The 13,062-nt window shown below is 39.5% G+C and carries 12 protein-coding genes; 4 read left to right on the top strand and 8 right to left on the bottom strand.

The features are described 5' to 3' along the window. Nucleotides 1–93 precede the first annotated feature (93 nt). From R2S08_RS19085 to trpS, 8 genes are all read right to left on the bottom strand, one after another. Nucleotides 94–2,931 carry an alpha/beta hydrolase family protein gene (locus R2S08_RS19085; RefSeq protein WP_316836627.1) on the bottom strand — a complete coding sequence of 946 codons (2,838 nt, stop codon included), beginning with the start codon at nucleotides 2,929–2,931 and terminating at the stop codon, nucleotides 94–96. 40 nt (nucleotides 2,932–2,971) lie between these two features. After that, on the bottom strand, nucleotides 2,972–3,547 hold the full coding sequence (locus R2S08_RS19090) for a hypothetical protein (RefSeq protein ID WP_316836628.1): 576 nt from the start codon (nucleotides 3,545–3,547) through the stop codon (nucleotides 2,972–2,974). Between the two features lie 131 nt (nucleotides 3,548–3,678). Beyond that, entirely contained in the window at nucleotides 3,679–5,472 is a 1,794-nt protein-coding gene (yidC, locus tag R2S08_RS19095) for a membrane protein insertase YidC (RefSeq protein WP_316836629.1), read from the bottom strand. A 17-nt stretch (nucleotides 5,473–5,489) separates the two neighbouring features. Continuing rightward, entirely contained in the window at nucleotides 5,490–7,109 is a 1,620-nt protein-coding gene (locus R2S08_RS19100) for a CTP synthase (protein ID WP_316836630.1), read from the bottom strand. 475 nt (nucleotides 7,110–7,584) lie between these two features. Continuing rightward, the gene (locus R2S08_RS19105; RefSeq protein ID WP_316836631.1) at nucleotides 7,585–8,118 is read right to left on the bottom strand and encodes a hypothetical protein; all 534 of its coding nucleotides are present in this window, start codon (nucleotides 8,116–8,118) and stop codon (nucleotides 7,585–7,587) included. Nucleotides 8,119–8,151: 33 nt separating this feature from the next. Further along, nucleotides 8,152–8,883 carry a 3-deoxy-manno-octulosonate cytidylyltransferase gene (gene kdsB / locus R2S08_RS19110; RefSeq protein ID WP_316836632.1) on the bottom strand — a complete coding sequence of 244 codons (732 nt, stop codon included), beginning with the start codon at nucleotides 8,881–8,883 and terminating at the stop codon, nucleotides 8,152–8,154. Nucleotide 8,884: 1 nt separating this feature from the next. Next, entirely contained in the window at nucleotides 8,885–9,499 is a 615-nt protein-coding gene (locus R2S08_RS19115) for a deoxynucleoside kinase (RefSeq protein ID WP_108555575.1), read from the bottom strand. Nucleotides 9,500–9,552: 53 nt separating this feature from the next. Continuing rightward, nucleotides 9,553–10,551 carry a tryptophan--tRNA ligase gene (gene trpS, locus R2S08_RS19120; protein WP_316836633.1) on the bottom strand — a complete coding sequence of 333 codons (999 nt, stop codon included), beginning with the start codon at nucleotides 10,549–10,551 and terminating at the stop codon, nucleotides 9,553–9,555. Between the two features lie 77 nt (nucleotides 10,552–10,628). Here trpS and R2S08_RS19125 point away from each other — a divergent pair, with 77 nt between their 5' ends. Genes R2S08_RS19125 through R2S08_RS19140 form a run of 4 tightly spaced genes read left to right on the top strand, consistent with a single transcriptional unit; the run spans nucleotide 10,629 to nucleotide 13,010 of the window. Then, a complete protein-coding gene (locus R2S08_RS19125; RefSeq protein ID WP_316836634.1) occupies nucleotides 10,629–11,357 on the top strand; it encodes a lysophospholipid acyltransferase family protein in 729 nt (242 codons plus the stop codon). After that, nucleotides 11,357–11,647, top strand: a complete 291-nt coding sequence (gene gatC, locus R2S08_RS19130; protein ID WP_133782622.1) for an Asp-tRNA(Asn)/Glu-tRNA(Gln) amidotransferase subunit GatC — start codon at nucleotides 11,357–11,359, stop codon at nucleotides 11,645–11,647. The genes R2S08_RS19125 and gatC overlap by 1 nt, the downstream gene beginning before the upstream one ends. 50 nt (nucleotides 11,648–11,697) lie before the next feature. Next, nucleotides 11,698–12,456 carry an ABC transporter ATP-binding protein gene (locus tag R2S08_RS19135; RefSeq protein ID WP_316836635.1) on the top strand — a complete coding sequence of 253 codons (759 nt, stop codon included), beginning with the start codon at nucleotides 11,698–11,700 and terminating at the stop codon, nucleotides 12,454–12,456. A 5-nt stretch (nucleotides 12,457–12,461) separates the two neighbouring features. After that, nucleotides 12,462–13,010, top strand: coding sequence for a cob(I)yrinic acid a,c-diamide adenosyltransferase (locus R2S08_RS19140; RefSeq protein ID WP_316836636.1), 549 nt, complete (start codon nucleotides 12,462–12,464; stop codon nucleotides 13,008–13,010). Nucleotides 13,011–13,062 lie beyond the last annotated feature (52 nt).

A 13,062-nucleotide genomic window follows, 5' to 3' on the forward strand; every position in this document is an offset into this window, starting at 1 on the left:
GCATCTGGGAGGTATTAAAAAAGGGAGTTGCTGTGTTGGCAACTCCCTTTTTGGGTAGCAGATATGTTGAAATCAATTCAGCATGCCGGCCGACTATGGTTTTTCGTCTGTTAGTTCAAAGCCCCACGTTTTGCCTTTTTCTGTTGCTGGTACACCACCGGTCATCCATATTGGTGCTTTGGCACCTTTCAGGTAATAATCAAAGAATTGTTGTTCTCTGATCTGGATGTCTTTTCTGTTCTGGCGGAGCATCAGATTGTGTGCTTCGTTGTTGTAATTGAGTAACCAGGCCGGTTTGCCTAAACGTTTCAGCCCTGTAAACATTTCAACACCTTGATACCATGGTACTGCACCATCAGCGTCATTGGCCATAATCACTACTGGTGTATTTACTTTTGGCAAGGAGAATAATGGAGAGTTTTCTATATAGAGTTCTGGTTTTTCCCAAAGGGTTGCACCAATTCTGCTCTGCGTTTTTTCATATTGAAACTGTCTGTTCATTCCACTTTCCCAACGGATCCCACCATAAGCTGATGTCATGTTGGCTACTGGTGCGCCTGCCCAGGCTGCTGCATACATATTGGTTTGGGTGATCAGGTAAGCCACCTGATATCCGCCCCAGCTTTGACCCTGGATGCCGATTTTAGATCCATCAACCCAGCTGTTTTTCTTTAAGGATTCAACACCAGAATTGATGTATTCCATTGCAGACTGACCTGGATGACCTGTCTGGTAACTGATATCTGGTGCAAACACCAGGTAGCCATTGCTCACAAAGAACGGAATGTTTAATCTTGATGGTGTAGGAGCTGGTGCATTATAGCTGTAAAGACCCTCAGAGAGTTTCTCATAGAAATAAACAATCATAGGATATTTCTTATTGGGATCGAAGTTCTCGGGTTTATAAAGGATACCCTCAGATTTAAAGCCCTTAGGTGTTGTCCATTTCACCAACTCTGCAGTACCCCAGTTGTAATTTTGTTGCTGTGGATTGGTATTGCTGAGTTTGGTTTCTGTTTTCAGATCTGTTGAAACATACACGTTTGGAGAAGTGGCGTAATTGCCTTTGTCGTAGATATAGCGTTCTGCGTCTTTTGCTTTAACCAGTATAGAATATTTGAAAGGCGCCATGACAACAAGCTGCGGATTTTTGGTATCTCCAAGGTTGCTGCGGTAAAAGCCGTTTTCTTTAGTGTTGTTGTTGAAAGCACTTAGCCAAACGTCTTCTTTTTTGCTGATGAAACGGGCTGCAGTATCGGTAGCCTGATAACGGAACGTGATTCCGTTTTGTCTTCCAAAACCATTGGTAGCATTTTTTGCCGGAGATTTTCCGTCCGGAGAGAAAGACCAGATGTCGTAGCGGTCATAGAGAAGTACGGCTTTGTCTTCTTCTGTCCATCCGGCCAGTCCGTAGGCTTCCGGATCATCTGGTACATCGTTTTCTTCGTCTGCAAATTTTATGTTCAGACCAGTATTGAGTTGAACGGTTTTTTCAGTTGTGGTATTGTAGCTGTACCAGTTTGATGTTTTTTTATCAAAATAAAGGACGTAGTTGCCGGCAGGAGAGGCCATCGCACGTCCGTTCAGGTTTTCTATGATCTTTTTTCTGGTACCGTTTTTTGTGTCTACCAGGTAATAGGTCCTGGTGGTACCGCCGGTCCATTGTGAAGGGATTCTGTTTCCATAATCCGTAGAAGCGAGTACATACCTTGAGGTACCTTCGTTAATGATGCTAGCGTCTGGAAGTTTCAGGTCGGTTAGTGGTACAATTTTAGGGTCGCTATTGAAGATATCGATATAGGTCAGATAGCTTCTTTTAGATTCCTTATCTGCATTTTTCAATTGCATAGGCTGCAGGTAATCATCTTTATACCCCCAGATGTCTAATTTTGCATGTTCAAAATCTACGAGTGTTGTATCTTTTTCTTTTTTAACCGGTGCGATACCGAAGAATAACTTATCTCCATCTTTACTGAAAGTCAATTTTCCATCACCGCTGATGGCCCATTTGGCTGGCATACCTGGAAAAACATTCTCCACCAGTACTTGTGCAGTGTCGAGTGTCAGGGAATTGTAGTAGATGTTATAATCTTTAATTTCTTTCTTTTCCGGGCTGTTTTCCCCCAGGAAAACCAAGTGTTCACTTTCTTCATCAAAGATGAAACCTTTATAGTTGCCTTTTTTTGAAACTAAGGTTTTCAGGCTGCCTTTTTCTGTATTCAGAAGGAATACACCAACAGGGGCCGTTTTGTCTTTTTTAGATCCTGAACAGGCAATAGCCAGTTGTTTGCCATTTTTACTGAAGGCATACTCCGTTACAAATTTGAAAGAGCGTTCTGTACCGGTAACCAGGTTTTTGAAGATCAGTTCTGATCCTTCTTTTGTTCCTTTATCTGCTTTTTCATCTTCCGCAAAGAAATCAGCGGCATCTTTTTTCTGCTCTAGTTCCGTTTTTCCTTTTTTTACTGTATCAAGCGGTTTTTCCAATTGGTAAGCTACTAAGGCTGCTCCGTTTTCAGGAAAACTGAATGATTTAACTCTTGGTACCTTGGTAATGGCCAGGCTGCTTAGGTTAATTAAGCCTAAACTGTCTTTAGGCATCTCTTCGGGTTTTTTCTTCTTGATTTTAGCTAGCCTGGTTTCTTTGAACTGTGGTTTGATTAAAAAAGCAGCAAATTTAGAGTCTGTACTGAATTTGAGCGAGGAACCTCTGGGTATTACTTTTTTACTATTATTTAACAGGTTGTTGAAGCATAAATTTGCGTTACCTTCTTGCTGCAGGATACTGAAGCCTGCCCATTGGCCATTATTGGAAAGTTGTTTAGGTCCAACGCTTTCCCAGGTATCATAAACAGTATGATCAAGTGGTCTTTTTTGTGCATAAGTAACACTGGCAGCTAGGAGGAAAAAAAGGGTAAGTTTTTTTTGCATAGTCTGGTCTTAATTAATGAATAACTTTATGAGTTGAAGGCTATATACTTACACCAATATGGAAAGTAATACCATGAGGGTTAACATCGAGGTCGTTGAAGGAGTTCTGAAATCCTTTAAGGCCCATACCTACAAAGGGTTTAAACCATTTACATACCTCATAACGAAGTCCAAGGCCACCATATAGATATAAGCCGTTTTCCTTGATTTTTGTGGTTTTAAGTGGCTCTTCATCGGTGGCCTCATCATACCTGGTAAAAGAAAGACCTGCAGAAGCTTCAGCATAAGGCATCAGTTTTCCCTTTTTTGCTAATTCGTATTTTACGTTGGCATACACAGGAAGAAATTTAACATGGTAAAGAACATAGCCGTTATCATGATGAACGGCTGAAGAGGAATATTCAATACCCAGTCCCAGTTTAAAGCGGGAGGTGGAATTGTAATTTACCTTAAGTGAAGGGCCGTTAAAGAAGTTCCCGTGGGTGGAGCGTAAGAACTCATAAGCGGGGGAAAAAGTAAAGCGCTGGGATCCGGATGTTGCCGGGTCGGTTTGGGCTTTTAAAGAAACACTGCTACCTACCAGTAGTGCTGCGCATAATACATTACGAAATTTCATTTGTGTGTTTTTTAAATGGCTGCATCATCATTTGCAGATCAAAATTAATATTATAATTAATAGAGTGGCAGATTTAAAAAGAAAAGGTGCCTTTTTGGGGCACCTTTTAAAAATATTACATTAAACTCAGATTATTTCTTTTTATCCTGAGCTTTTATTTGTTGTTGACGCATATAATCATCTAATCTAGACTGGAACTTTGATTTTTTCTTTGGTTCCTGAGGTTTGGTTTTGTTTTCTTTTAAGATGGCGTGAATCTTTTCATCGTTTACCATTTTCTTAATTAAGAACTGTTGACCGAAAGTAAGCATGTTGGCCAGGAAGTAATAATAGTTCAAACCAGCAGGATAATCGTTCAGTACACCAAGGAAAATGATTGGCATAATGTAACCAATGTATTTCATTTGGCCCGTTGCTCCAGAGATCTGATTATTGAAATAGGTATAGATCAATGTAGATATCGTCATCAGGATACACATTAAACTTAGGTGATCACCAATAAATGGTAAATGGAAACCGAATTTAATGAAATCATCGTAGGTTGAAAGATCATGCATCCAAAGGAAGCTCTGTCCTCTAAGTTCGAACAAGTTCGGGAAGAAGAAGAAGAAAGCCATAACGATTGGCAATTGCAACAACATTGGCAAACAACCTCCAAGGGGGTTAACACCAACTTGTTTGTACAGTTTTAAGTATTCCTGCTGCAATAGGGTAGGGTTGTCTTCACCAACTTTGGCTTTGATCTCATCCATCTCTGGTTTAAGAATACGCATTTTTGCCATTGAAACGTAAGACTTGTATGTCAGTGGTGAAAGAACCAGTTTCAGCATAATGGTTAATACCAAAATGATCAGACCGTAATTCCATCCAAATCCTTCCAGAAAGTTGAACACTGGCAATACAACAAACCTGTTGATGTATTTTAATGGCCAGTAACCCATTTCTACCAGTTTCTCTATTTCATGGCCTTGTTTTTTAAGTTCAGAGAACTTGTTGTTGCCGAAATAGAATTCCATGGCATAGTTTTGAGCAGCCAATTGGTTAAACGGTAGTACCATGTTTGCACCATACCATTTAACTTCTCCTGGCTCTGTACTAACTTTAACTTCCAGGTTTCCTTTTTCAAAGCCGTCTTTAGGAATCAGGACACCTGAAAAGAAATGTTGTTTGAAAGCAATCCATTCTACTTTACCCTTAGTCAGGTCTTCTTTAACATCTTTGGCAATGTTTAAGTGATCTGGTGTGTTGTCTACATATTTGTAATATGGTGCAGAATAACGTTGTTCATTTTTAAGTGATTTTTCCTGTTCCAGCAAGGTTGCTTCCCAGTTCAGGGAAATGTTGTTGCTTTGGATCACCTGGTTTAAACCGTTCAGGTTAATGTTGAAGGCAACATTACTGCTGTTGGGTTTTAAATCATATAAAAATTCAATGTACTTGCCTTCGCCATAAGTTGCCCGCATGGTTAGTGAAGTACCTGCGGTTTTGGCTGAAGAAAAATAAAGATCATTTGTACTTACAATTTTACCACCGATGTTTAGATTGAGGCCAAATTTATTGGCATTTCCATCATACAATACAACAGGTTGTCCTTTGTATGTTTTTTCGTTCTTGATTTCAACTGATAATATTTTACCACCTTTATTAGTGAATGTGAGTTTTAACTTTTCATTCTCTAATACACTTTTCGCTTCAGTACCGGTAAGGTTTGCTCCAAAAGGACCTTTTAAGGCTGCTGAATCTAAAGCCGGGGCAGCAGCCGGAGCCATTGCAGCCGGAGTCTTAACGCCCGCTTTTTTAGCCGAATCTGCAGTGATCCTAGCTTGTTCTTTTTTTAATTCAGCATCACTTGGCTTAAAAAAGTAAAAAGAACCGGCCAACACGATCATAATCAGGAACAGCCCTGTAAATGTATTTCTATCCATTATTGTTATTTAAACGCTTATTTTTTTATTTTTTTCTTCGCATACTCCATCGCAGCGGCGACAAATTTAACAAAAAGTGGGTGAGGATTAGCAACTGTTGACTTTAATTCGGGATGAAATTGTCCTCCAACGAAAAAAGGGTGATTTTTTAGCTCTACAATTTCAACAAGATGGCTGTCCGGATTGGTTCCTGAAGCAATCATTCCAGCTTCTTCATACTGTTTCAAATATTCGTTGTTGAATTCGTAACGGTGTCTGTGGCGTTCGGAAATATGACTCTTTCCATAGGCTGCAAACGCTTTTGTGCCTTTTTTAACATCACAAGGATAAGCACCTAATCTCATGGTACCGCCTTTTGTGGTGATGTTCTTTTGATCCTCCATCATATTGATGACAGGGAATTTGGTTTCTTCATCAATCTCAACGGTATTGGCACCTTCCAATCCTAAAACATTCCGTCCAAATTCGATCACTGCGCATTGCATACCCAAACAGATACCAAAGAAAGGAACTTCATTTTCCCTAACATATTTTATAGTATCGATTTTTCCTTCAATCCCACGGCTTCCAAATCCCGGAGCAACCAATACACCATCTAAATGTGAAAGTTTTTCTTTCGCGTTATCCTCATAAAGGCTTTCGGAATGAATATATTCTACTCTTACTTTACATTCATTTTTAGCACCTGCATGAATAAAAGCCTCGGTAATTGATTTATAAGCATCAGGTAGTTCTATGTATTTACCTACAAGACCGATTTTTACTTCGGCAGTTGGGTTTTTAAGGCGACCGAGGAAATCTTTCCAGCTTTCCATATCTGGTTCGTTCTTTTGAGGTAATTTAAGTTTGCTCAATACAGTTTTATCCAGTTGCTCTTTCATCATCAGTAACGGTACTGAATAGATAGAAGAGGCATCAATAGATTCCACTACAGCATTGATATTCACATTGCAGAATAAAGCGATCTTTTTACGTATATCAGGAGTAATGTGGTGCTCGGTACGGCAAACCAAGATATCTGGCTGTATTCCGTATTCTAAAAGTGCTTTTACTGAGTGCTGGGTCGGTTTTGTTTTCAATTCACCGGCAGCAGCTAAAAATGGAATTAAAGTAAGGTGGATCACGATGGCATTGTTTGCACCTTCTTCCCACTTAAACTGGCGTACAGCTTCAATGAAGGGTAGGGATTCAATATCTCCTACGGTTCCGCCAAGTTCTGTGATTACAATATCGTATTGCCCGCTTTCACCCAGGATACGCATATTCCTTTTGATCTCATCAGTGATGTGAGGAACTACCTGGACTGTTTTACCTAAGTATTCACCCTGACGCTCTTTATTGATTACATTCTGGTAGATACGTCCTGTGGTAATATTGTTGGCCTGGGAAGTTGGAACATTCAGGAAACGTTCGTAGTGACCTAAGTCCAAATCTGTTTCTGCGCCGTCTTCGGTTACATAGCATTCGCCATGTTCATAAGGGTTGAGTGTTCCTGGATCAATATTGATATAAGGATCAAATTTTTGGATGGTTACCCTGTAACCCCGTGCTTGTAAAAGTTTGGCCAATGAAGCGGAGATGATGCCCTTTCCTAATGAGGAAGTAACACCGCCCGTAACAAAAATATACTTAGTCATGTTTGTGAATTTGTGTAATAAGAGGCAGTTTTATTGCTTTCTTATCGTTTTTGTACGGGATACAAAGTTAGTAAATAAATGCGGATTCAACTCTATTCTTTTTGAAATATATCTGAACAGGGTATGGAAGAATGGTTGAAAAACGGGCAAAAAAAAGGCCTGGATAACTCCAGGCACTCTTTTATTTTATATTTGGTTAGAATATGCGGTTTAGGTAATTATGATTATTTATGGTTGGTTTCTTTGTTACACTAAGGTAAAACTAATATAATTTTTTGAACATATTTTGACATTCGTATAACAATGCCTTGTTTTTTATTTAACTACCTGTATTTCAGATAGATTAATTTTTATTTTAAATAAATTTATGATAAATTCTAAGTGTTTTTAGGTTAATATTATGCTAACATAATATATTTTAAAAAAAATAAAACTCCTGATGGTCTTTTATATTGCTTACACTAAGCTTTGCCGGTTAACAGCATTTATAATATATTTTTACTTTTTTTTCCAAGGCAGACCAGGCAATGTACACTTTGGTTTCTTTGCTAATCCTGTATTTAAAACCGTTGAGATTGGAGCGTTTCAATTCTTCATAAAAAGCTTTATCAGCGGTATACTGATCCGGAGTTTCTTCAGCTGTGACTGCGGGTTCCAGGAAATTCTCATCATCCAGGAAAAAGTTAAATTCGTCAGTCATGAAATTACGTTGACTTTTTTCCTTACTCAGGTCTACTGTTTCTTTATAGTTATCCAGCAGATCGGTTGCTTTTAATATTTTTTGATAGATTTCTTTTCCGTCAAATGAAATAATATGGAAAGTGAGCAGCATCTCTTTTGGTTTATTGCCACTAAGAGAAACCTTGAATGTATCCATCTTCGTGGAATCACTAAATGGCTTTAAAACTGTTTTTACATTATTTTCCGTTGCTCCAGCCTTTTTGTCTGTATCAGAATTACAGGCTGAAAGGAAGAGGCCGAGCATTAAGATAGATGCGATAATCTTCATTGGAATTGGAGTTTTATAAACCTAAGATAAGATTTAAGACTTAAAGATTCTATTCAAATCGTCTGGTGTGTCTATAGCTAATGTTTCTAATGTGGTTATTTTGGTCTGAATTTTATACCCATTTTCAAGCCACCTTAGTTGTTCGAGATTTTCTGCACGTTCCAGGCTGGAGGATGGAAGTTGAGTAATCTCGTTTAAAACGGTTGTAGTATAACCGTAAATGCCGATATGTTTATAAAAGATATGGGCTTTAAGCCAATCTTTTTCTGGAGAGCTTCTGATATAGGGTATGGTCTGCCTACTGAAATAAAGAGCTTCTCCCGCTGCATTTAACACTACTTTTGGAGTGTTGGTGTTCAATAGCTCTTCCTGGTTGGTGATTACCTTAACCAGGGTTGCTAATTGTACATTCTGCTCCTGAAAACAGGAGGCAAGCAGATCAATTTGCTCCGGGTTGATGTAAGGTTCATCTCCCTGTATATTGATAACGTGATCGAAGTCTTTTAGCTGGGCTACTACTTCTGCGCAACGGTCTGTGCCGCTTTGGTGAGTATCCCTGGTCATAACATATAATCCTCCAAAACGTTGTACTTCCTCCGCAATACGCACATCGTCTGTTGCCACTATAACCTGATCCAGAGATTTGGACAGTGATGCCTGTTCATAGACTCTCTGGATCATACTTTTTCCATCTATTTGCACCAGGGGTTTTCCTGGGAACCTGGTGGACGCGTACCGGGATGGTATAATGCCAAGGGTCTTCATCTTAGAAAAGGCCGTGGATTTCTGCTTCTATCGATTGGATCACAGCGCCAAGGTCTTCGGGATTGCTGGTGAAATCGAGCTTGTCCTTGTCCAGGATGAGTAGTTTTCCCAGTTTATAGTCCTGGATCCAGGCTTCATATTTTTCATTCAGTTTGGACAGGTAATCGATACGAATGCTGGCTTCGTATTCTCTTCCGCGGCGCTGGATGTTGTTTACAAGTGTGGGAACAGATGCTCTTAGGTAAACCAGCAGGTCGGGTGGTTTAATAAATGAGGTAATGTTGTCAAATATGGCTCTATAGTTCTGATGGTCCCGGGTGGTCATCAAACCCATCTCATGCAGGTTTTCTGCGAAAATATGTGCATCTTCATAAATGGTTCTATCCTGGATCACATTTCTTTGATTGGTTTCAATTTCTGCAAGCTGTTGGAAACGGCTGTTGAGAAAATAGATTTGAAGGTTGAAACTCCAGCGTTTCATGTCGCTGTAAAAATCTTCAAGATAGGGATTGTTATCCACTGCTTCGTACAAAGCTTCCCACCCGTAATTTTTAGCCAGCAAACCAGTTAGGGTTGTTTTGCCGGCACCAATATTTCCAACTATTGCTATATGCATATGTATTTTTTTGAAGTAGTGAGATTTGATTCGTTCAGGGTATTGTTGTTGAGTTAAAAAGGTTTAAAACCGATCAGCTGCCTTACTTCCTTAATGGTTTTCTGTGCGCTCTCTCTGGCTTTTAAGGCACCGTGCTTAGCTACCTGTCTTAGGTACAGCGTGTCTTTCGAAATTTCTTCAATCTTTTCACGGATTGGTGTGTTTGTAATGATCATATCTTCGGCCAGTTGTTTCTTGAAATCACCATATCGGATGGCCATTTTATTGTACTGGTCCTCGAAATGACTAAGAGTGTCTGCACTAGATACGATTTTCATCAGGTCAAAAAGATTCTGGATTGCTTCTGGCTTCTGCTGGTTTTCTTCTGTCGGACCACCATCGGTTACCGCACGTGAAACTTTTTTACGGATATCTTCAGGGCTGTCTGACAGGTAAATACAGGTATTCTCTCCATTTGATTTACTCATTTTTCCTTTTCCATCAAGGCCTGGAATCTTAACCAGGTTTTCTGAGTAGCTGAAAGCGAATGATTCGGGGAAGAAATCGGTATTATATAATCTATTGAAGCGGTTTCCGAAGGTACGGGTCATCTCAAGGTGTTGTTCCTGGTCCTTTCCAACCGGAACTTTCGTCGCTCTATGGATCAGAATATCTGCAGCCATTAAGGTTGGGTAGGTTAATAAGCCTGCATTAACATTGTCGGGCTGTGAACGTACTTTATCTTTAAATGATGTACTTCGCTCCAGTTCGCCCATATAGGCATTCATATTTAAATATAAATACAATTCTGCTACTTCAGGAACATCAGACTGGATATAAATGGTTGTTTCTTCGGGATTAATGCCACAGGCCAGGTATTCCACTAAAACGTGTTTCACATAGCCATGAAGGTCCTGAGGTGTGGGGTGTGTGGTTAATGAATGAAGATCTGCGATAAAAAAATAGCAGTTATAATCATACTGCATTTTTACAAAATTGGTTACTGCACCAAAATAATTTCCTAAATGTAGTTTCCCTGTTGGGCGTATACCACTAACAACCGTTTCTTTCATAGGCCGAAATTAATAAAAAAAAAGATTTGCGGCTGCAACTTTAAACGCATATGGCGTTTTTTACTAATTTTGGATTGATGATTAAGAACTTAAGATTACTCCATAGGATGTATGTTGTTTTTGTTATTGTGTTTCTTTTTCTGATCTTTTATCCTTTCTATTATATAACTTCCAGAAAAACAGAATGGTATGGTGCGCTGAATAAGCTGAGAAAAGCAAACAGCTTGTTGTGCAGTTTTTTAACAGGTATTTTCTTTAGGATCAATTTGGATGAGCCTCTGGAGAAGGGAGAAACTTATATTTATTGTGCGAATCATACTTCTAACCTGGATGTGATGATTCTTTGCATCCTGGCCAAAGGAAGGTTCCATTTTATGGGGAAAGAGGAGCTGCTAAGGCATCCTATGTTTAAGATTTTTTTCAGTACAGTAGATATTCCTGTGAAAAGAGAGAGCCGTATGTCTGCTTTCCGTGCATTTAAGCGAGCGGGTGACAATTTGGAAAGGGGAATGAGTCTGGTGATCTTTCCGGAGGGTGGGATAGGTGAGGAACATTATCCGCCGGCGCTGATGCCGTTTAAAAACGGTGCTTTTCGTTTAGCTATTGAAAAGGGGGTGCGTATTGTTCCGGTAACAATGAATGTTTGGAAAAAGATGTTTGATGATGGTGCAAAATATGGAAGTCGTCCGGGGATTTGCGATATTTACGTTCACAAGGCAGTTAGCACAAAGGATTTGAAATTGGGAGAAGAGGACTTGTTGAAAGATCAGGTATTTGAGATAATAAATAGTAAACTTGCAGTGTAATGAATATAGATAAGAAAACCATACATAAAGTAGCTGATCTAGCCAGAATAGAGATCAGGGAGGAGGAAGTAGATCATCTTATAGGAGAGATGAGCAAGGTGCTGACATTTATGGAAAAACTCAATGAGCTTGATACGGATAAAGTAGAACCATTGGTGTATATGAATCCGCAGGTAAATGTTTGGAGAGAGGATCAGGTTAAGGTAGAACTGAGCAGGGAAGAAGGATTAATGAACGCAGCGAAGCATAATGAGGAATTTTTTATGGTACCTAAGATCATAGAAAAATAGTAAGGGACTGTAACATTAGGTCCCGGTGAGCTGTCTAAAAATAAAATATTATGGAAAAACCGTTGATCCACATTAAAGATATTGGACGTAAGTATGTGATAGGAACCGAAGTGATCCATGCTTTAAAGTCGGTTTCTCTGGATATACATAAGGGGGAGTTTGTCGCTTTAATGGGGCCTTCGGGTTCTGGTAAGTCTACTCTGATGAATATTTTGGGCTGTCTGGACACACCGAGCAAGGGCGATTATATTCTAAATGGTATTAATGTGAGCCATATGAGTGAGAATGATCTTGCTGAAGTAAGAAACAAAGAGATTGGTTTTGTTTTTCAAACGTTTAATCTGTTGCCAAGGTCTACTTCTCTTGATAATGTTGCGCTTCCGCTGATCTATGCCGGGATGAGTAAAACTGAGCGTAATAAAAAAGCACAGATAGCACTTGAAAATGTGGGACTTGGAAATAGGGTTACTCACAAACCAAATGAACTTTCGGGCGGGCAGCGCCAGCGTGTTGCTGTAGCGAGAGCGTTGATCAATGACCCTTCTATCATACTTGCCGATGAACCTACGGGAAACCTGGATACCAAAACCTCTATAGAGATCATGGGGTTGTTGGAAGAGATTCACAGCAAGGGAAATACGATTATCCTGGTTACCCATGAGGAGGACATTGCACTTCATGCCCATCGTATTGTAAGGATGCGTGATGGTTTGATTGAAAATGATTTTCAAAATACCGATATTAAGACCGTTTCGCCACGACTTACAGTTCTGCAAGAGAAGGGTGATGATTTTGAAACGATTGGATAAAGACGATGAAAATTTATACAAAGACCGGTGACAAGGGGTTAACCTCATTAATAGGAGGGACCCGTGTTCCTAAATTTCATCTGCGTATTGAGTGTTACGGTACCGTAGATGAACTGAATTCTTATCTCGGGCTGATTATGTGCCAGGATATAGATGCTCATCATCAGGAGGTGCTAAAAGAAATCCAAGACCGTTTGTTCACTGTTGGTGCTTCGCTTGCTGCAGATCCGGAGAAATCCAGAATGAAAATTCCTGACCTTCATGAAAGTGACATTGAGTTGCTGGAAAAAGAAATGGATGCGATGAATGAGATATTACCTGGATTGAAGCACTTTGTATTACCGGGGGGAAATACCGTGGTTTCTTACTGTCATATAGCAAGATGCATTTGCAGAAGGGCGGAACGACTTACGGTGCATCTGGCTTCTGAAAGTTTTGTTGACGAAAAAATGACCATTTATTTGAATAGATTAAGTGATTATTTATTTGTTTTGGCTCGGAAATTGAATTTCGATGCTAAAACGGAGGAGAATATTTGGATTCCCCGTGTTTAAAAATAAAGTGGAAAAAAAAGTTTGTTTTCATCAAGTTTTTTAATATACTTTT

Source organism: Pedobacter nutrimenti (assembly GCF_032678445.1).
Classification (GTDB): domain Bacteria; phylum Bacteroidota; class Bacteroidia; order Sphingobacteriales; family Sphingobacteriaceae; genus Pedobacter; species Pedobacter nutrimenti_A.

What these genes read in the sequence shown, in the direction of transcription:
- gatC (WP_133782622.1), top strand. Translation starts at nt 11,357, where the DNA reads ATGAATATAGATAAGAAAACCATACATAAAGTAGCTGATCTAGCCAGA.
- R2S08_RS19135 (WP_316836635.1), top strand. Translation starts at nt 11,698, where the DNA reads ATGGAAAAACCGTTGATCCACATTAAAGATATTGGACGTAAGTATGTG.
- kdsB (WP_316836632.1), bottom strand. Translation starts at nt 8,883, where the DNA reads ATGAAGACCCTTGGCATTATACCATCCCGGTACGCGTCCACCAGGTTC.
- trpS (WP_316836633.1), bottom strand. Translation starts at nt 10,551, where the DNA reads ATGAAAGAAACGGTTGTTAGTGGTATACGCCCAACAGGGAAACTACAT.
- R2S08_RS19100 (WP_316836630.1), bottom strand. Translation starts at nt 7,109, where the DNA reads ATGACTAAGTATATTTTTGTTACGGGCGGTGTTACTTCCTCATTAGGA.
- R2S08_RS19125 (WP_316836634.1), top strand. Translation starts at nt 10,629, where the DNA reads ATGATTAAGAACTTAAGATTACTCCATAGGATGTATGTTGTTTTTGTT.
- R2S08_RS19090 (WP_316836628.1), bottom strand. Translation starts at nt 3,547, where the DNA reads ATGAAATTTCGTAATGTATTATGCGCAGCACTACTGGTAGGTAGCAGT.
- R2S08_RS19140 (WP_316836636.1), top strand. Translation starts at nt 12,462, where the DNA reads ATGAAAATTTATACAAAGACCGGTGACAAGGGGTTAACCTCATTAATA.
- R2S08_RS19085 (WP_316836627.1), bottom strand. Translation starts at nt 2,931, where the DNA reads ATGCAAAAAAAACTTACCCTTTTTTTCCTCCTAGCTGCCAGTGTTACT.
- yidC (WP_316836629.1), bottom strand. Translation starts at nt 5,472, where the DNA reads ATGGATAGAAATACATTTACAGGGCTGTTCCTGATTATGATCGTGTTG.
- R2S08_RS19105 (WP_316836631.1), bottom strand. Translation starts at nt 8,118, where the DNA reads ATGAAGATTATCGCATCTATCTTAATGCTCGGCCTCTTCCTTTCAGCC.
- R2S08_RS19115 (WP_108555575.1), bottom strand. Translation starts at nt 9,499, where the DNA reads ATGCATATAGCAATAGTTGGAAATATTGGTGCCGGCAAAACAACCCTA.